Genomic DNA, 18,739 nt, shown 5'->3' on the forward strand with positions numbered 1-18,739 from the left:
CGGGGGCGAGGGCCGACCCGAAGCCCGATGACGCTCCGTGCCCGCCCTCGCGGTCGCCCCTCACCGCCCCGGTCACTCACGCAGCGCGAACGACTCCTGCAGGTACCAGGCGGCGCCGTCGTACGCCATCAGGTCGACCGACGAGACCCGGGAGGTGAGGGGGAGTTCGCCGGAGAGGTCGGCCTCGATCTCGTCCAGGACCACGTCGTCCTGGCCATCGGCAACGGTCAGATGGGGCACGACCTCGGTGAACCGGCCGCCGTAGGGCCGCGCCTCGGGCCACCGGTCAGCGACCGCCTCGGTGAGCCGACGCAACGGCTCATCCGGCCCGGGACGGAGAAAGAGCACGCCGGGAAACCTTCCGCAGTCCTCGAACCGCAGGTCAAAAGCGTGATGCCGACCGAAAACATCCGACAGTTCCGAACGGACGCGTGCATCCGTCCGGCTCACGTCGAGGAATGGGAAGAGCACCGTGACGTGAGCAGGCACTCCTGCCCGGGCCGACGGATCGAACCGCTCACGCCAGGTACGGACTGCCGTCTCCGCGTCCGGGATCCTGACGATGAGCCCCGTCTGCCCCGCCTGGAATCGACTCGTGCTGTTGTCCGACATGACACAGCATCCTTCCAGCTCCCACGCCGAAGGCAGCTCTCGCGTACGAATCAGCCCTCCCGGAAGCGGGCCATCGCCCCTCAAGGACGACCCGGACCGGGCACGCGAAGCCACCCCGCAACAGCTTCTCCCGCACCAAACACCGTTGACCCAAGACCACGGAGGAACCGGATCGGCTCACCCGGTCAGCGAATCGGGACCCCCGGATCACCACCCTCGGCGTTTCGGTCACCTAGCCCTCGCAGCCGGCATCCGCCCGACAAGGGCCGATGCAAATGGAACGAACATCTTTTCGCTCCAGCGCTGGTTTCTCGCGACGTCCGAAACACATGTGTTCGAAACGCCGGTCGTCTCGTTGGACGCCGTGACAGCCCAGCACCGGCCCGAAGGACGTCGCGATGCACCCCACCCCTCGCCCCGCACACCGCCCCCGGCTGCACGGACAGCGGCTCGCCACGCCCCCGTACGGCGTCGGTGTTTTCGCCTGTCCGGACCGGGGGTGGGCGGTATGAGCGGGTCCGGCGAGGGTTCAGCCGGCAAGGTTCCGGGGCCGCGCTCCGCCCCGTCCGCGCCCGGGGCGCCACCCGCGGCGGCCGGTGCCGAGCCGACGATGCGGTACGTGGATGTGACCGGCAGGCGGGAGGCGGCCGGGCGGTCGATCCGGATGCGGGACATGGCCAGGCGGCTGCCGCGGCTGCTGCGCCGGTCACTGGCGCTCGCCTGGCGCGTCGACCGTGCGGCGACCGTCGGGCTGCTGGTGTGCCAGGCGGTCGCCGGGGTCATGCAGGCCCTGGGCCTGGTCGCCATCAGCGGCACCCTCACCGCCCTGTTGACCAGCGGCGACGTCTATCAACGGCTGGTTGACGCCTGGCCGTCGGTGGCCCTGCTGGCGGGCGCCTCCGGCGTCCGCGCCCTCCTCGGGATCACCGTCACCTGGCTCTCCTCGCGGCTGCGGCCGCTGATGTCACGGGAGGCCGAGCAGATGCTGCTGGCGGCCTGCACCGAGGTGGAGCTGTGCGCGTACGACGACCCCGCCTTCAACCGCGGCCGGGAGGCCGCCGACCGCGGGGCCCAGGTCACCGGCGATCTGATCGACGAGGGGCAGGATCTGATCGCCTCGTCCGCCTCGTTCCTCGCCGGGGCCGTCGTCCTGGCCGGGGTGCACCCGGTGCTCCTCCCGCTGCTGGTGGCGGCGGGCCTGCCGCAGGCACTCGCGCAGGTCAGCGCCGCCCGGGTGCGGTATCTGGCGAACCTGCGGAGCAACGGCGCCAACCGGATGCTCTCCGTGCTGCGCTGGCACATCTTCACGCGGGAGGCCGCCGATCAGATCCGGGCGGGCACCATGGCCGCCTTCCTGTCCGGCCGGTACCGCGACACGGTCGCCCGGATCAACCGCGAGGACCGGACCGCGGCCGACAAGGGCGCCCGGATGTCGCTGGTCGGGGCGGTGTGCGGCGGCGTGGGCTCGGCGGTCGTCTGGGCGGCGGTCGTGTTCCTGCTGGCCACCGGCCGGATCAGCGTCGGCCACGCCGGGACGGCCGTCTTCGCGCTGCAGACGGTGGGGCAGGCGGTCCGCGGTCTGGTGAGCGTCGGCGCCCGCGCCGTACGCACCGGGCTGTACATGGACGACTGGAGCGGCTTCCTCGACCGGGCCGGCGGGTTCCGGATGCGGCGGGGCGCACACCGCCCCGGGCCACCCGAGCGGATCGAGATCACCTCGGTCACCCATCAGTACGCCGGCAAGGACCGCCCCGCGCTCCGCGACGTCTCCCTCACCCTGCGCCGGGGCGAGGTCACCGCGCTGGTGGGCTTCAACGGTTCGGGGAAGTCGACGCTGTCGAAGCTGGTCAGCGGCCTGTATCTGCCGACGTCCGGACAGGTCCGGTGGGACGGCCTGGCCACCGCCGACGCCGATCCGCAGGCCCTGTGGCAACAGGTGGCCCTGGTACCACAGGAGTACGCGCGGTGGCCGCTGAGCGCACGCGAGAACGTCACGCTGGGGCAGCCTTCGGCGCAGGGTGACGCGGCGGTGCGGGAGGCGTGCGCGGCCGCCGGCGCGGACGAGGTCGTCGAGGCGCTCGGTTCGGGGCTGGACACGCTTCTCGCCCGCGAGTGGCTGAGCGGGGAGGAGCTGAGCGGCGGTCAGTGGCAGCGCATCGCGCTGGCCAGGGCCTTCTTCCGGGAGGCGGGCCTGCTGGTGCTCGACGAGCCGACGGCCAATCTGGATCCGCTGGCCGAGTTCCGGATCTTCCAGCGGCTGCGGGCCCTGGCCCGGCACCAGGTCGTACTGCTGGTGACCCACCGGCTCGCCAACCTGGCCGTGGCCGACCGGATCGTCGTCCTCGACGCGGGCCGGATCGTCCAGGAGGGCACGTACGGGCAACTCGCCGAGCAGGAAGGACTGTTCCGGGATTTGTTGGCCTGCCAGATCACCTCGGACACCGCTCGCGGCGACGACGACCGATACGAAGCGCCGGCATGAGGCGCCGGCATGAGCCGCCCCGGAACGCCGGGCCGTCGCGGCCCGCTCTGGCCCGCAGTGGCCCGCCGTCGCCCGACCGATACGGCGCCTTTGACGCTCCCGCGCCGGGGTCCTCCGCGGCCACCGGCGCAGGGCCGCCACCAGGCCGCCATCCCCCATCCGCCACCCATCCAACCGCCTCCCCGACCCCGCGAGGTACCGCCATGTCCTCCGCCCGATCCGCCCTTCGCACCCTCGTCCACGCCTACCTGGCGCAGCATCCCGCCGAACACCCGGCGGCGGGGCTTGCGGCTGCACTGGACGCTCCCGTGGAGGCGGCGGGTGCGGCGGAGCTGCCGGCGGGTCTCACCTTCAGTGCGGTCGTCATCGACCGGCACCGGCGCGTCCTGCACCTCCGGAGCCGTTCCGGCGGCGGTGCGGGCTCGCTGCCGGGCGGCCGGATGGCGCCCGGCGATGCGACGCCGCTGGCCACCGCCCTCCGCGAGCTGGGCGAGACGACCGGGCTCCGCCCCGGCGACCTGTGTCTGACGCCGCAGCTGGGTGGCGTACCGATCGACATCAGCACCCATGACGGCCACCACGTCGACATCGGGTTCGCCCTCCACCTGGCCCACGACGCCGCTTCCGGGAGCGCGGTGCGGCCGACGGAAGTCGCGGAGGTGGCGTGGCGGAGCTTCGACGAGGTCGCCTCGCCGACGCTCCGGGCCAAGCTGCACGGCAGCAGCCTGGACGGCCGCCCGCGCCCGGTGCACGCATCGGCCCTGCTGCACAACGGTGCGGGACGCTATCTGCTCCAGCTGCGGGACAACCTCCCCGGTATCTGGCAGCCTGGCGCATGGGGGCTCCTGGGCGGTGGCCGGGAGCCGCAGGACCGGTCGTTGCTCGACACGGTCCGGCGCGAACTGGCCGAGGAGGCACCGGGGATCGGGCCGCTCGACCTGGCACCGTTCGCCGTGGTGGAGGTGACCGGCGCCGACGGGCTGTGCGTGCCCGTGCAGATCTACACCGGCCGCTGGGACGGCGACGCCGGCATCGCGGGGCTGACCGAAGGCGTGCTGCTCCACTGGTTCGCCCCGCCGCTGCTGGACCGGCTGCTCCTGACCGAATCCACCCGCGAGCTGGTGTTCCGCCACGCGGCCGAACAGGGCACCGAGGGCCGGACCGGGGCCCGTTCCGGGACGGCGAGCGGGCCTGGGACGGGGACGGGGACGGGGGCCGGGGCCCGTTCCGAGGCGGAGGACGGGCCGGGGACAGAGGCCGATGACCGTTCCGGGACGGCGAGCGGCCCGGGGACGAAGACCGGTGACCGTCCCGGGACCGCCGCCGGCACCGCCGGTGCCGTACCTCCCCCGGCCCCGGAACGGCCCGCGTCCGACTCCCTTGAGGCGACCATCGCCCGGCTCGCCCGGCGGTTCACCGCGCACCACACGGCGCAGGGGCTCAGCCCCGTCGAGCAATGGACGCTGCAGGTGCTGAAGATCTCGGAGGAGACCGGTGAGGCCGCCCAAGCGGTGATCGGCGCGCGCGGCACCAACCCCCGTAAGGCGCCCGTCACCTGGGACGAGGTGCATGCCGAGGTCGCGGACGTGGTCATCACCGCCCTGGTCTCGCTGAAACGGATGCGCCCCGATGACGCCGAGCAGTACCTACGCCGCCAACTGGCCCTCAAGGCAGCGAAGTTCCTCCCCGGACCGACCACCCCTGCCAGGAGCACCCCGGTGGCGGACCGCCCCGGCGCCCTGCCGTAGCCCGGCCCCTCCGGACATCCCCCGCGTACGACGAAGCCGAAGGAGCACGATGAACGAATCCCGACCCGTCCCGGAACGCGCCCCCGGGCAACCGCGGATGACGCAGGCGGAGTACGCCCGCTCACGGCACGCGGTATGGCTGGGCGCCTCCGTGCTGTTCACCGATGTGCTCGGCCGGGTCCTGCTGGTCAAGCCCGTCTACCGGCGGCAGTGGCTGCTGCCCGGGGGCGGCGTCGAGTCCGGCGAGAGCCCCGCCGAGGCGGCGGCCCGCGAAGTCGCCGAGGAGCTGGGGCTCGTACGCCGTCCCGGCAGGCTCCTGGCCACCCACTTCCTCCCGCCGGGCCACCCGGATGTCGCCCGTGACCTGCCGTTCCCCGGGGAGATCCAGTACGTGTACGACGGCGGCGTCCTCACCGCGCCGGACATCGCCGCGCTGCGCCTGCCCCCTGACGAACTGGCGGACTTCGCCTTTCTCGATGCCGCCGGGGCCGCGGCGCGCATGATCCCCGTGGACGCCGGGACCATGACGGCCGCGCTGCGCGCACGCCTGTCCGGTACGACCGCGGATCTCGCCTCCGGACGGCATGTGGGAGAGGCCCCGACGGCCGGGTGATGGTCGTCGTCGATCCGGGAAGCGGTATCCGATGCTCCCCGGCGGCACCGTCGAGGCCACCCACGGTGCCCCGAGGCCGCCTTGCGGCGTGAGGCCGATGAGGAGGCCGGCCGGCGGTGGGTGAGACCGTCCGGTTGGGCTGGGTCCACGATCCGGCCGGTGAGGTCTGCGGAGGGATCGGGGAGTGCGCGCGGCTCCGGTCGGCCGCGCCGGTGACCGCCGCCGGGCCGTCCTCGGCGGACCCCGCCACCGGCAGGCGCCTCACCCGGCTCCTGGCCGCTCCCCACCGGGTCGCCGCGCTGCTCGGCCGGGGCGCCCAGGGGCATCACCAGGCCACCTCGGCCGTGCGGATCGCCCACGAGCGCTGGGGTATCCCCCGCCCGGCGCCGTCGCCCGTCACCGGACTCCACGCGGGGCAGTGGTGACGTACGCCCTCGTCGGCGGCCGGGTCACACGCCGCCCGCCGGGGAGACCCGCCGGGGAGAGCGGAAGGCCCCCCTCAGAGCGTCTCCCGTATCCGCGCCAGGCGGGCGGCGTCCCAGGTCACCTCGGGGTCGGGTTGGAGGAAGGAGAGGGCGGTCGCGGCGACGCCCAGGGCGGGCTGGGACCACTCGACCTCGTCGGCCATCCCGAATGCGCCTGGCCGTAGCTGCCTTTCGGCCATTTCCGGGCGGGCGAGAGAGGTGAGGACGAAGCCGCGCATGGTGGCGTTGAGCTGCGTGGCCAGCTCCTCGAAGGTGGTGTGGAGGTCCGGCCGCAGCCGCATCCCGAGGAGGTCGGCCAACTCCCGGTAGGAGTGGGCGATCCGGTCGTTGAGGTCGTGTTCGGCGGCAGCGAGCGCGGCCCGGACCTCGCGCCGCAGGTCGTCGTCGGTCAGGCCGAGGAAGGTGGCGTGCAGCGCGATGTAGGTGCGCCACTGCGTGGAGGTGCGCATGGCCTCGAAGTCCTGCAGCGCGCCTTGCCGCAGCAGCTCCACGCACAGCTCACGCCGCCCCTGGGCGGTGGCGAGCTGGTCGAGGCGTTCCCGGGCGAGCCGGCGGACGGCCGCCTCGCCGACCTGACCGTCGGCGCCGGCCGCCGCGGGTGCGCGCCGGGCGAGGTCCTTGAGCAGATCGCTGAAGAAGAGGTCCTTGTACGGCCAGCGGCGGTAGACGGCGCTGCGCGCCACGCCGGCGTCGCGGATGACGTCCTCGAAGCTGAGGTGGTCCAGGGACACGGTCAGGCCGGTGCGCTCCACGGTCGCCACCGCGGCGTCCAGCATGCGCTGCGCCGTCTCGGCGTCACTGAGGCGCCGACGGCGCCGGACCACTCCGGTCGGAGGTTGCTCGTTCGACATCCGGCCCTCTACTCTCCCAATTGAGACTTGAGACACTGTATCCCAACTCTCCTCGTTACTTCCGGATCGTCTCCCAGGAGAACCCGATGTCCGACCAGCAGCTTCCCGCCTCCGCCCGTCCGGCCGGCCGCGCCCTCTACGCCGCCGCGATCCTGGCCGTGGCCTCGGCAGGTGCCATCGTGATCGACCAGGCCACGGGCGGCGGCCTCGCCCAGCAGCTCCAGAGCGTCTACCCGGAGCGCAGCGCCGCCGACATCAAGATGGCGGAATCCAGCATCCTCACCTATCTGTTCACCCTCGCGGTGCTCGGCGCCGCCCTGTTCACGACGATGGCGTGGGCGCTGCGCCGCGGCCGCCGCTGGGTGCGCGGCGTCGGCGCCGCCGCCGTGGTGCTGGGGTCCGTGCTCGCCGTGTACAACTTCAGCCAGCCGCACCCGGTCATGATGACCGTGGCCGGCGTCGTGCCCTGCGTGGCCGGTCTGGCGGCCGTCGTCATGCTCTGGACGAAGCAGTCCGCGGCCTCCCCCACCCCCGCCTGAACCTCGTCACTTCCTCCCGGACCGGCCTCCCCCTCGCGGGGAGCGGTCCGAGAGCGCGGGCCCGGCGGCGAACGCCGCCCGCAGGGAAGCCCGGTGGGGCGCCTGCGACACCCGGCAGCCGCTACGGCGTGCCGGTCATCCGCTCTGCGGCTCACCGGGCTCGACCACCCGGAAGCGCTGAGCGACGACGAGAGTTTCCCCGTCGATGACCGGGGTGCGGCCCAGGAACGCGCTCACGCCCGCGCCGCGGAAGAACTCCTCGTGGGCCGTGCGCCACTGCGCGGCGTCGGCGTAGCCGCGGCCCTCCGCGTGGGCGAAGGCGTCGTCGATCTCCTTCATGGGGACGGTGGCGACCTCGGTGAGTTCGATCGTGGCGGCCGGGCGGGCCGCGGAATCGAGGACCGCGAACCGTGCTCCGGCCTGCGGTACCGCCTCACCGGCGTGTTCGTAGATCTCCAACAGGCCGGTGAGCGCGGTCTTTTCCCCGCGGAGGATCGCCGCCACGCCGCGGTCGCGTTCCGGGCCGGGGAAGGCCAGTTCCAGGGCGGGAAGGTCGTCATGCGCCATCGGGCGAGCGTACGGAGCCGGGTCGCGGTGATCAACGGGATATCGCCCCCGTCCGCTCCGCCGCCCACCGCGAGCGCCTCCCCCGCCCGTGGCCCGTCGGCGGGCGGCCGCGCGGGACTCCCTCCGGATGTCGCGGTTCTCCCTCCGGATGCAGGGGTCAGCGCTGGTGGACGGGGCGTACGACGATCTCGTTGACGTCGACGTCCGGTGGCTGGGCGAGGGCGTAGGAGACGGCGGCGGCGATGGCGCCGGGGCCGATCGGGTGCGCGCGGTAGGTGCGCATCGCTTCGGCGGCGCCGGGTTCGGTGATGGTGCCCGCGAGTTCGGAGTCGACCACGCCGGGCGAGACGGTGGTGACCCGGATCGCGGGATCGGCCTCCTGGCGCAGGCCCTCGGTGATCGCCCGGGCGGCGAACTTCGTGGCGCAGTAGACGGCGCCGGTGGGCACGACCTCGTGGGCGCCGGTGCTCGCGACCGTGACGAAATGGCCGCCGCCCTGTTCCCGGAAGACCGGCAGGGCCGCGGCGATGCCGTGCAGCAGACCGCGGATGTTGACGTCGATCATCCGGTCCCACTCGTCGACGAGCAGGGAGTCGAGGCGGGACAGCGGCATGACGCCGGCGTTGCCGATGAGGACGTCGACCCGGCCGTGGCGGTCGCGGGCGGTGCGGACGAAGGCCGCGGTGTCCTCGCGGTCGGTGACGTCGAGCCGGACCGGCCGCAGGCTGCCGCCGGATCGGGCGGCGGCCCCGGCGGTGGCGGCCGTCAGGGCCTGCAGGCGGTCGGTGCGGCGGGCGCCGGCCACCACGTGGTGGCCTTCCGCGACGAGTCGTGCGGCGACGGCCGCGCCGATGCCGCTGCTGGCGCCGGTGACGAGGACGACCTTGCGGCCGTCCGGCCCGGCGGTTTCCGGTGCTGGTGTGCTCATGGCCAAGACACTGGCCCGACCAGGGCGTTCGCGGGAGAGGCGGCCTCTTCCCGGGTGCGGCACACCCAGGAAGAGCGGCCGGGCCCGGGGCTACGATGCGGCATGCCCCGCTCCGAACTCGGCTCCTTCCTCACCGCCCGCCGCGCCCGGGTGACACCGGCCGCGGTGCGCCTTCCGGTGACGGGTCACCGTCGCGTGCCGGGCCTGCGGCGTGAGGAGGTGGCGCTGCTCGCCGGGATCAGCGCCGACTACTACGTACGGCTGGAGCAGGGCCGGGAGCGCGCCCCTTCCGCGCAGGTGCTCGATGCGCTCGCCGCCGCCTTGCGGTTGGACGAGGACGGCCGTCTGCATCTGTTCCGGCTCGCCGGAATCGGGCCGCGCCCCAGGGACGCCGCGGTGACGGACCGGGTGGACCCGGGACTGCGGGCGCTCCTTGCCGACTGGCCGCACCACCCGGCCCTGGTCCACAACCGCGCCTACGACGTGCTGGCCGCCAACTCCCTCGCCGACGCGCTCTTCGACGGCTGGACGCACTCGCGCAACCTCCTGCACCTCGTCTTCACCCACCCGGCCGCCCGGACCTTCTACCGGGACTGGCCCGAGGTCGCCCGGGGCGCCGTGGCCGGTTTCCGGCTCGGTCACGGCGAGGCCCCGGACGATCCGCGGGTCCGGCGGGTGCTCGGCGAACTGCTGGAGGCCGACGCGGAGTTCGCCGAGCTGTGGGCCCGCCATGACGCGCGCGGCAAGACATTGCACCGCAAGCGCCTGCACCACGACGGCGTCGGCCCGCTGACGCTGACGATGCAGGTCTTCGGCGTCCGCGCGGCCCCGGGGCAGGAACTCGTCGTCTACCACGCCGAGCCCGGATCGCCCGGCGCCGAGGCCCTCGCCCGGCTCGCCGCCGGCCGGCGGGCGTGAGTTGAGCTGCGACCCGCCCGACCTGCGGTGACCCTCCCCCACCGATCCGATCCGGCCCCTCCTACCATGATCCTCAGACATTTTCCGTGGGCAGGAAGGCAGTTGTGATGACCGAGGGCTATTCCGGCGTGGACCAGTCGAAGCCGAGCATCGCCCGGGTCTACGACTATCTGCTGGGCGGCAAGGACAACTACGTCGTCGACCGTGCCGTAGGAGATACGTTCAAGCACGACATGCCCGGTTCGGTGGCCATCGCGCACGCCAACCGGCAGAACCTGGTGCGTGCCGTGCGGGAGCTGGCGCTCGCCGGTGTCGATCAGTTCATCGACATGGGCAGCGGGCTGCCGACCGCGGACAACGTCCACCAGGTCGCACAGCGCCATCTGCCCGACGCCCGGGTGGTCTACATCGACAACGATCCCATCGTGCTGGCGCACGGCCGGGCCCTGCTGGAGGACAACGCGCACACCCGCGTCCTCCAGTCGGACGTCCGTGACCCGCAGGTCATCCGGGAGCACCCGGACACCGTGGCGCTGATCGACTTCGACCGGCCGGTGGCGGTGATCCTCAGCGCGATCCTGCACCACATCAACGACGACGAGGACCCCCGCTCCCTCGTCCGCTACTGGCAGGACCAGGTGCCGTCCGGCAGCTACTTCTTCCTCTCGCACTTCCGCAGCGGCAACAATCCGCAGACCGCCGAGGCGGAGGCGGTGCTCCAGTCGACGTTCGGCCGTGGCCGGTGGCGCAGCGACGAGGAGATCCGGGAGCTTTTCGGCGATCTGGAAATTCTTCAGCCGGGGATCGTGCCGTGTTCGCTGTGGCGCCCGGAGGCGGGGTCGGACCCGCTGCACGCCGGGGCGGCGAAGGCCGAACTGACCGTCTGGGAACAGCTCATCGTCGGCGGGCTCGCCCGCAAGGCGTGATAGGGGGCGGGGCGGCGCCGGTGGAGTGCCGCCCCGCGTCCCGCCGTCAGGCTTCGTCGTCGTGGTCGAAGTGCACGACGCCGTCCTCGTCGAGGAACGGGTGGAGCTTGTCGGGCAGATGGGTGTCGGTGTCGGACGGGCGGGGGCCCTCGGGGCCGTCCGGGCCCCAGCGGAGCAGGCGGCGGGCCCGGCAGATGCGGTGGACGGTGCCGTGGACCTCGATCTGGTTGGCGCGTTCGGTGCGCAGACGGTCGGCGGCGCGGATGTACTCGGCGAGCGCGGCGGCGGTGGCCTCGTCGCTCTCGGCGGCCACCGCGCGGGCGTCGACGGTCCGGTCGGGCAGGTCCCAGGGGATGAGTCCCTGCTGGCGCGGCTCGAACCAGGTCAGGGAGAAGTCCAGGGTCTTGCGGGCCTCGTGGGCGCTGGCGTGCAGGGCGCTGCCCGTCTTCCAGCCGATGCCGTCCTTCTCCACGACCCGGAAGGCGGGCGGCAGCAGCAGGACGTCGGGGTGGCTCTCGCGGATCAGCCGGGAGTCGCGGCACACCTCCTCGGGGAAGCGGGAGCCGTCGTAGACGAGCGCGCGCAGGGCCAGGCGTTCGGCGGCGTGGGTGGGGGTGACCGGTTCCTGCGGGTCCAGGACCAGCTGGTCGTCGATGCGGTCGTGGCCGCTGTGTTCCCAGTCGGGGACGGCGGGTTCGGGGTCGGTGGCGCGGGGCTGCTCGATGCCGTCGCGGCCGCTTCCGGCGTACTCCTCGGCGCGGACGACGCGGTAGCGGGTGCCCTGGACGGTGAGTTCGTCGGCCGGTTCCTTCTCCAGGCGGGCGACGCCGGCGAGCAGGGCGCGGCGTTCCGCCCGGCTGCCGGCCTCGTCCTTCGCCCGGAACCACAGCCAGGAGTTGAGGCTGTCGCGGGCCTCCTGGGGGCTGCCCGCCGTGACCGGGACGACCACCCGCCAGCGGGGCGCGTCCTCGGGGCTCTGGGCCGCGACGCCGAACAGCGGGCCGCGTACGAGCATCACGTCGACGTCCGACATCGCGTCGAGCGCGTCGGCCTCCATGACGGCCTCGACGGGACCGTCCGGGTATCTCACCACGACCGGCCGGCTCCGGCCGGGGCGCACCTCACCATGACTCATGTGCTCATCCTGGCGAGGCGTGCGGGGGCCGACAGGCGTTCCCCGGAACCCCACCCCGCTCTCCCCGACCACCACCCGGACGAGTGAGCGGAATCAGGACAGCGCGGCGCCGCCCGGGCCCGGGTGGTCTCCCGGGGCCGGGCGGCGTCCGTGCGGGGCGTCAGGCGGATTCGAGGTCCGGGGCGACCGGGTCGGGGCCGAGGACGTCCTCGCCGTAGAGGGCGTGCAGCCAGTTGGTCTGGTAGATGGTGTCCAGATAGCGTTCGCCGAGGTCAGGAGCTATGGCCACGGCGGTGAGGCGGCGGGCGCGGTGGTGGGAGAGCCAGGCCGTGGCGCCGCTGACGACGGTGCCGGTGGAGCCGCCGAAGAGGAAGCCGCGGCGGGCCAGGCGGTGGCAGGCGCGGACGGTGTCGGCCTCCTCGACGTGGATCACCTCGTCCACGAAGTCCTCGTCGAGCAGGGCCGGGCGGACGCCGGCGCCCAGGCCCGGGATCATGCGGCGGCCCGGTGTGCCGCCGAAGGTCACCGAGCCGACGCTGTCCACCGCGACGACCTTCACCGCCGGGTGGCGTTCGCGGAAGTAGCGGGCGCAGCCCATCAGGGTGCCGGTGGTGCCGGCGCCGACGAAGAGGACGTCCAGGTGCGGGAAGTGGCGGGCGATGCCCGGTGCGGTGATGCGGTAGTGGGCCTGCCAGTTGCCGGCGTTGGTGTACTGGTTGAGCCAGACGTACCGGTCGTCGGCCGCGCACACCGCTCGGACGTGGGATATCCGCGCGCCGAGCAGGCCGCCGGTGGCCGCCGGTTCGGCGATGATGTGCACCCGGCCGCCCATCGCCTCGATGAACCGGCGGGCCGAGAGGTTGCAGCGGGCGTCGGTCACGCACAGGAAGCCGTAGCCCTTGCTCGCGGCGATGATGCTGAGCGCCGCGCCCAGGTTGCCGGAGGAGGACTCGACGAGGACGGAGCCCGGTTTGAGGATGCCGTCGCGTTCGGCCGCCTCGACCATGGCGGCGGCGGCCTTGAGCTTGATGGAGCCGGCGAAGTTGAAGCCCTCGCATTTGAGGAAGAGGGGGTGGTCCACTATCGGCCGCAGGTCGACGTAGAGGTCCTCGGCGTTGAACTCCGCGGGACCGGAGATGATCGTCATGCTGCGTCCCTCCTCGGCGGCAGCGCTCCCGGCCGGTCAGCCATGACGGCGCAGTTCGTGGAAGAAGTCGTCGACGCGGTGGAGTTCGCCGGTGCGGACCACCTCGTCGTAGACGTACCGGCCCACCGCCAGGTCGAGGACGCCCAGGCCGAAGGGGGAGAAGATCACGGTGCGGTCGGCGGGGACGGTGACCCGGCCCGCGGTGACGTCGTCGAGGGTGCCGGTGAGGAAGTCGCGGCCGCCGGTGCGCTGTTCGGCCAGGTGGGGGGAGGTGTCCGCCTTGAGGCAGTGCTCGATGTCGTCGACGATGTTGGTGGCGGCGAGGATCACCTCGGGGGCGAGGTCGCGCAGGGAGATGTGCAGCACCAGCGGGTGGTGGTCGAACCACGAGACGTCGTCGACGTGCGGCTGCCCGGCGACGGTGGCGAAGACGACGAGGTCGCTGGTGCGGATCAGGTCCTCGGCGCCGGGGTGGACGGTGACCGGTCCGGCGCCGGACTGCTCCAGGTAGAGGCGGAATCCGGCGGCGCTGTCGGGGGACAGGTCGTGCACGCCGATGTGGTCGAACTCCCAGCCGGTCTCCGCCAGGAAGGTGTGGATGTAGCGGGCGATCAGGCCGGTGCCGAAGAAGCCGATGCGGCGGGGGCGGGGGCGGCCGCGGCTGAGCCGGTCGGCGGCGAGCGCGGCCGAGGCCGCCGTCCTGGTGGCGCTGATGATGGAACTCTCCAGGCAGGCGAACGGGTAGCCGGTGTCGTGGTCGTTGAGGATCAGCACCGCGGAGGCGCGGGGGATGCCGGCGCCGACGTTGGCGGGGAAGCTGGAGATCCACTTCATGCCGTCGACCGGGGCGCGGCCGCCGAGCGAGGCGGGCAGCGCGATGATGCGGGAGGCGGGCCGGTCGGGGAACTTCAGGAAGTACGAGGGCGGGTTGACCGAGTTCCCGTCGCCGTGCAGGCGGTAGGTGGCCTCGACGAGGTCGACGATCTCGTGGGCCCGGCCGGTCAGGGCGCGCTGGACCTGGTGGCCGGGGATCACCGCGAACGACGGCACGGGGGCGGGGGTCCGGGGGTCGGTGTGGTGCGGCGTGGTGGTCATGCGGCGGTCACCTCGATGGTGGGCGAGCAGTCGGTCAGGGACACCCGGTCGGCGAGGGCGACCAGGATTTCGCGGCGGCCGTGGAACGGCTCCCGGCCGTGCGCGGTACGCACGTTGTCGACGAGCAGCAGATCCCCCGAGCGCCACGGTGTGCGGCGGGTGAGCGCCTGGTAGACGTCGTTGAGCAGCTCGACGGTCTCCGGTTCGAGGGGGTCGCCGTTGCCGTAGCGGGTGTTGAACGGCAGGCCGTCGGGGCCGTAGCTGTCCACGAGGTACTCGCGGATGTCGGGGGCGAGCGTCCATTCGTTCAGGAAGGCGACCTGGTTGAACCAGCAGCGCCGGCCGGTGACCGGGTGGCGGACGACGGCGCTGCGGCGCTGGCGGGTGCGCAGGGTGCCGTCGGGGTGCCAGCGGTGGGCGATGGCGTGGGTGCGGCAGTGCTCCGCGACGGCGGCGCGGTCGTCGGTGCCGAAGGCCTCGGCCACGGAGGCGCCGATCTCGTCGTTGTAGGTGCGGGTCAGCAGCCAGCCCTGCCGGGCGAAGCGCCGGACCAGCCGCCGGGGCAGCGCGTCGAGGACGGCGGACGCGTCGGCCACCACGGTCTCCCCGCCGCCGTCGGGCTCGGTGAGGCAGGCGAAGAGCATCAGGCCGGGGAACTCCGTGGCGTAGCTCAGCTCGTGGTGCGGGCACATCTGCTGGTTGGGGGGCCAGGGGGTGGTGGTGTACGTGCCGGGGGCGCGGAGCGAGCGGGGGGCGAAGCTCTCCGTCTCGGCCATCAGGTCGTCGGAGAGGGCGGCGAAGACCGCGGCGGTCCCGGCGGCGTCGCGCAGACCGAGGCCGCGGACGAGGAGGGCGCCGTGTTCGGTGACGAGGGCGCGCAGGGCGTCCCGGTGCCGGGCGGCCCAGTGCGCCGGGTCGCCGCTCGGCTCCACGGGGAGGACCGGCGGTCGGCCGACCCGCAGGAGCGGGACGGGCAGGGGCGGTGAAGGGGGCGATGCCATGGGGCCTCTTTCCGTGACGGGTGGTGAGGGGTGTCGGGTGGCGGGGTGGGTCGGTGGCTCGGTGGGGTCGGCGGGTGGTGGTGGAGGGGTCAGGCCGGTGGTGGGGTGATGCGGTCGAGGACGGCTCGGGCCGTCTCGGTGGGGCGGGTGTGGTGGAAGTGGTGGCCGCCGTCGGGCAGCCGGTGGAGGGTGACGTCGGCGGCGAGCCGGCGCCAGGCGTCGTGCGGCCGGCCGGTGGTGCGGGTGAGCGGGTCGTCGTCGGCGAGCACCAGGGTGAGCGGCACGGTCAGCCGGACGGGGGGTTCGTCCTGGTCCAGCACGGCGGCGAGGTAGCGGTGTGCGACCGCGCTGTCGTGCCGGTGGGCCGCGGCGCGGGCGGCGTGGACGTCCTCGGGGGCGGCGGGTTCCGGGGCGTCACCGGAAAGGGGCGGGGCGGTGTCCGTCCCGGTGCCGGCGGCGTGGGCGGCGAGGGCCGTGCCGGCGTCCGTGCGGTCGGCGGTGGTGCGGACGGCGGTGAGGCGGGTCCCGCTCCCGGTGACCCGGACGGCTGCCGGGCCCGTCCCGCCCGCGGCCGCGGGCACGGTGGAGTCGGCGGCCGCGGGCCCGGTGGAATCGCCGGCCGCGGGCCCGGCGGCGTCGGCGGCCGCGCGTTCGGACATCGCGTGCCCGGAGGTCGCGCGCGCCTCCCCGGTGGCGCCAAGAGCCGCAGCTGCCTCGTCCGCCGGGCCCGGGACCGCGCGCAGCTCCGCCGTGTCGCCCGGTGCCGTCGACGCCTCGCCGGCCTCCGCCAGCAGGCGGGCGCCGATGAAGACATGGCGGGCGGGGGCTCCGCGGTCCTGGAGGAGGCGGGCGGTGGCGACGGCGAGGGCGGCGCCGGCGGAGTGGCCCCACAGGACGACTCCGGTCAGTGCGCGGCGGGCGATCTCGTCGGCGGTCGCCTCGGCCACCCGTTCCAGCGGGGCGAGGGGGGTGCGGTCGGCCGGGTCGTGGCCGGGCAGTTCGACGGCGTGGGCGGCGTACCCGGCCGTCCGCAGCGCCTCGGCGAGCGGGCGGAAGCCGAGGGCGTTGCCGCCCGCGCCGGGGAAGGCCACCAGATGGCCGCGGGGTGCGTCCGCCGGTTCGGCGAGGGTCTGCAGCAGTCCGTGGTCCGGGCCCCGGCCGTCGTCGAGCAGGGCGGCCAGGTCGGCGAGGACGGGGCGGCGGATGAGGTCCTTGAGGGAGACGGCCCGGTCGAGGGCGATGACGAGCTTGACCGCCGCCAGCGAGGTGCCGCCGCGGTCGAAGAAGTGGTCGTCCCGGCCGACGGCGGCCTCCGGGACGCCGAGCACCTCGGACCAGGCCCGGGCCAGGCGCCGTTCGGCCGGGGTCCGCGGCGGACGGTGGCGCTCCTCCGGCGGCGCGGGGCGGGCGGCGAGCCCGGCGAGCGTCCGCTTGTCGATCTTGCCGTTGCCGGTGAGCGGCAGCCGGGCGTGCCAGTGGAAGGCGGCCGGCAGCATGTAGGCGGGCAGCGACTCGGCCAGACGGGCGCGCAGCGCGGTGGTCTCCAGGGGGTGCGGGCCGCTGTAGAAGGCCACCAGGTGGGTACCGGGACCCTCGCCGCTCACGACGACGGCGCCGTCGCGGACGCCGTCCACGCGCAGCAGCGCGTTCTCGATCTCGCCGATCTCGATGCGGAAGCCGCGGATCTTCACCTGGGCGTCGCGGCGGCCGAGGAACTCCAGCTTGCCGCCCGGCAGCCAGCGGCCGATGTCGCCGCCCTGGTAGAGCCGTTCGCCGGGGCGGTGCGGGTCGTCGCCGAAGGCCTGGCGGGTGCGCTCGGGGTCGTTGACGTAGCCGCGGCCGACGCAGACGCCGGAGAAGACGATCTGGCCGGGGGCGCCGAGCGGGACCGGTTCCAGGTGGTCGTCGGTGACGTAGACGCGGGCGTTGGAAACGCACGGGCCGAGCGGGATCCGGTCGCCGTCGGGGGCGCGGTCCATGACCTCGTGGTTGGTGTCGTCGGAGGTCTCGGTCAGCCCGTAGGCGTTGACGAGCCGGATGCCGGGGTGGGCGGCGAACCAGCGTTGGACCAGCGGCTTCTTCAGCGCCTCCCCGGTGACCGAGACGCAGCGCAGGTCCGGGAGCGGGCGGGGGGTGCGTTCCAGGTGGGTGAGGACGGCTTCGAGGTAGGACGGGACGACCTGGAGGACGGTGATACGGGCGGCGGCGAGGGTGTCGACGAAGCGTTCCACGTCCAGGACGACCGGCTGTTCGACCAGGTGGGTGCGGCCGCCGACCAGGAGGGCGGCGACCAGTTGCCACAGCGAGATGTCGAAGCACTGGGGTGCGGTCTGGGCAACGGTGTGGCCCTCGGCGATGCCCAGGTCGGCGATCTTGGCGTGGAGATGGTTCAGGAAGCCCGCGTGTTCGCACAGCGCGCCCTTGGGCTCGCCGGTGGAGCCGCTGGTGAAGTAGAGGTAGGCGAGTTGGTCGGCGGCGACCCGTACGCCGAGGTCACCGGTGGGGTGGCCGGCGGCGAGGGCGGCATCGATGCGGAGGGTGCGGACCGCGGGGAGGGCGGCGAGGGCCTGGTCCAAGGTGGTGGTGCTGCCGGGTTCGGTCAGGGCGAGGGTGCAGCCTGCGCGGGTGAGCATGGCGGCGATGCGGTCGGGCGGGAAGTGCGGTTCGACGGGCAGGTAGACGCCGCCCGCCTTGAAAACGGCCAGGACGGCGGCCATCCAGTCGAGGTTGCGTTCGGTGACGACGGCGACGACGCCCTCCCGGGTCAGGCCCCGGGACAGGAGGGCGTGGCCGAGGGCGTTGGCGCGGTCGTTGAGTTCCCGGTAGGTGAGGGAGCGGTCGCCGAGGACGGCGGCGACCGTGTCCGGGTGGGTGCGGACGCGGTCCTCGAAGAGTTCGTGGAAGCGGCGGTCGGGCAGCGGGCGGTGGGGCCCGGCCAAGGCGTCGAGCTGGAAGCGGCGTTCGGCGTCGGAGAGGAGGCCGTGGCGTCCGTAGGGGGCGTCGGGGTCGGCGGCGAAGTGGGTGAGGGCGGTGCGGTGGTATCCGGCGATCCGGGCCGCGCTCTCCGCGTCCAGCGCATCGGTCCGGTGGCGCGTCCGCAACCGGGCGCCGCTGCCGTGGCGGGTCACCGACAGCCGCAGCACACTGGTGCCGAGCGGGTCGCCGCCGTGGCCGTACGGGTCGATTTCGGCTTCGAAGAGCACGGGGTCCAGGCCGAGTTCGGCGGCGAGGCGGGGGACGGCGCAGGCGCGGTGGGCGGCGAGGTCGGTGAGGTGGCGGGCGGCCTCCTGGGCCAGTTCGCGCCAGGTGACGGGGGCGGCGGAGAGGCGGCAGGGCAGTGCGGGGCCGGTGGCGGCGGTGGTGCAGCCGGTGGTGACCTGCCGTTCCCCGGAGAGGGCGGCGAGCACCCTGGTGTGCGCGGCGAGCAGGATCGCCTCCCACGGGACGCCGTGCTCGCCGCCCCAGCGGTCGAGCCGGTCCAGCAGCTCGGCGGGGAGCGGGAGTTCATGGGTGGCGACGCCGGGCACGGGGGTGGGGGCCCAGCGGGGGACGGCGGTGAAGCCGGCACCGGTCAGGACGGTGCGCCAGTACTCCCGGTCGTGGTCGGTCGGCTTTGTCATCAGGAACCCTTCCTGTCTGTACGGACGGGACACGGCGGGCCGCGGCGGCCGGGGTGTGCCGGTGGTGGTGCG

16 protein-coding genes are annotated in these 18,739 nt (G+C 73.9%); 7 read left to right on the forward strand and 9 right to left on the reverse strand.

Annotation, left to right across the window (positions count from 1 at the left end):
• Positions 1 to 72 precede the first annotated feature (72 nt).
• Positions 73 to 612, reverse strand: coding sequence for a 2'-5' RNA ligase family protein (locus tag ABT345_RS04035; RefSeq protein ID WP_345081525.1), 540 nt, complete (start codon positions 610 to 612; stop codon positions 73 to 75).
• Positions 613 to 1,222: 610 nt separating this feature from the next.
• Here ABT345_RS04035 and ABT345_RS04040 point away from each other — a divergent pair.
• The 4 genes from ABT345_RS04040 (at position 1,223) to ABT345_RS04055 (ending at position 5,880) form a co-directional block, all read left to right on the forward strand.
• On the forward strand, positions 1,223 to 3,094 hold the full coding sequence (locus tag ABT345_RS04040) for an ABC transporter ATP-binding protein (RefSeq protein ID WP_345081528.1): 1,872 nt from the start codon (positions 1,223 to 1,225) through the stop codon (positions 3,092 to 3,094).
• A gap of 203 nt (positions 3,095 to 3,297) precedes the next feature.
• Complete coding sequence (locus tag ABT345_RS04045; protein ID WP_345081531.1) at positions 3,298 to 4,842, forward strand: NUDIX domain-containing protein; 1,545 nt, start codon at positions 3,298 to 3,300, stop codon at positions 4,840 to 4,842.
• A gap of 49 nt (positions 4,843 to 4,891) precedes the next feature.
• Positions 4,892 to 5,455 (forward strand): NUDIX domain-containing protein, encoded by a 564-nt coding sequence (locus tag ABT345_RS04050; protein ID WP_345081534.1) that lies wholly within the window; start codon positions 4,892 to 4,894, stop codon positions 5,453 to 5,455.
• 116 nt (positions 5,456 to 5,571) lie between these two features.
• A complete protein-coding gene (locus ABT345_RS04055) occupies positions 5,572 to 5,880 on the forward strand; it encodes a hypothetical protein (protein WP_345081537.1) in 309 nt (102 codons plus the stop codon).
• Between the two features lie 74 nt (positions 5,881 to 5,954).
• Here ABT345_RS04055 and ABT345_RS04060 read toward each other — a convergent pair whose 3' ends face one another.
• Entirely contained in the window at positions 5,955 to 6,791 is an 837-nt protein-coding gene (locus ABT345_RS04060) for a TetR/AcrR family transcriptional regulator (protein WP_345081540.1), read from the reverse strand.
• 20 nt (positions 6,792 to 6,811) lie between these two features.
• Here ABT345_RS04060 and ABT345_RS04065 point away from each other — a divergent pair, with 20 nt between their 5' ends.
• Positions 6,812 to 7,330, forward strand: a complete 519-nt coding sequence (locus tag ABT345_RS04065) for a hypothetical protein (RefSeq protein ID WP_345081543.1) — start codon at positions 6,812 to 6,814, stop codon at positions 7,328 to 7,330.
• 135 nt (positions 7,331 to 7,465) lie between these two features.
• Here ABT345_RS04065 and ABT345_RS04070 read toward each other — a convergent pair whose 3' ends face one another.
• Positions 7,466 to 7,897 carry an ASCH domain-containing protein gene (locus ABT345_RS04070; protein WP_345081546.1) on the reverse strand — a complete coding sequence of 144 codons (432 nt, stop codon included), beginning with the start codon at positions 7,895 to 7,897 and terminating at the stop codon, positions 7,466 to 7,468.
• Between the two features lie 157 nt (positions 7,898 to 8,054).
• Positions 8,055 to 8,825 (reverse strand): SDR family oxidoreductase, encoded by a 771-nt coding sequence (locus ABT345_RS04075; protein ID WP_345081549.1) that lies wholly within the window; start codon positions 8,823 to 8,825, stop codon positions 8,055 to 8,057.
• 102 nt (positions 8,826 to 8,927) lie between these two features.
• Here ABT345_RS04075 and ABT345_RS04080 point away from each other — a divergent pair, with 102 nt between their 5' ends.
• Positions 8,928 to 9,743, forward strand: coding sequence for a helix-turn-helix domain-containing protein (locus ABT345_RS04080; RefSeq protein WP_345081552.1), 816 nt, complete (start codon positions 8,928 to 8,930; stop codon positions 9,741 to 9,743).
• 107 nt (positions 9,744 to 9,850) lie between these two features.
• A complete protein-coding gene (locus ABT345_RS04085; protein WP_345081555.1) occupies positions 9,851 to 10,669 on the forward strand; it encodes an SAM-dependent methyltransferase in 819 nt (272 codons plus the stop codon).
• A gap of 46 nt (positions 10,670 to 10,715) precedes the next feature.
• Here the strand turns inward: ABT345_RS04085 and ABT345_RS04090 are convergent, their stop codons facing one another.
• The 5 genes from ABT345_RS04090 to ABT345_RS04110 all read right to left on the reverse strand — a co-directional run bounded on the left by ABT345_RS04090 (position 10,716) and on the right by ABT345_RS04110 (position 18,667).
• Positions 10,716 to 11,804 carry a DUF5954 family protein gene (locus ABT345_RS04090; RefSeq protein WP_345081558.1) on the reverse strand — a complete coding sequence of 363 codons (1,089 nt, stop codon included), beginning with the start codon at positions 11,802 to 11,804 and terminating at the stop codon, positions 10,716 to 10,718.
• A gap of 160 nt (positions 11,805 to 11,964) precedes the next feature.
• Entirely contained in the window at positions 11,965 to 12,951 is a 987-nt protein-coding gene (sbnA, locus tag ABT345_RS04095) for a 2,3-diaminopropionate biosynthesis protein SbnA (protein ID WP_345081561.1), read from the reverse strand.
• Positions 12,952 to 12,987: 36 nt separating this feature from the next.
• A complete protein-coding gene (sbnB, locus tag ABT345_RS04100) occupies positions 12,988 to 14,046 on the reverse strand; it encodes a 2,3-diaminopropionate biosynthesis protein SbnB (RefSeq protein WP_345081563.1) in 1,059 nt (352 codons plus the stop codon).
• Complete coding sequence (locus tag ABT345_RS04105; protein WP_345081566.1) at positions 14,043 to 15,047, reverse strand: TauD/TfdA family dioxygenase; 1,005 nt, start codon at positions 15,045 to 15,047, stop codon at positions 14,043 to 14,045. Before ABT345_RS04105 ends, sbnB begins: the two co-directional genes overlap by 4 nt.
• A gap of 89 nt (positions 15,048 to 15,136) precedes the next feature.
• Positions 15,137 to 18,667 (reverse strand): amino acid adenylation domain-containing protein, encoded by a 3,531-nt coding sequence (locus tag ABT345_RS04110; RefSeq protein WP_345081569.1) that lies wholly within the window; start codon positions 18,665 to 18,667, stop codon positions 15,137 to 15,139.
• Between the last annotated feature and the right edge of the window lie 72 nt (positions 18,668 to 18,739).

Origin of the sequence: Streptomyces sp. NPDC000404, from assembly GCF_040300365.1 — a bacterium.
Taxonomy (GTDB): Bacteria; Actinomycetota; Actinomycetes; order Streptomycetales; family Streptomycetaceae; genus Streptomyces; species Streptomyces ramulosus.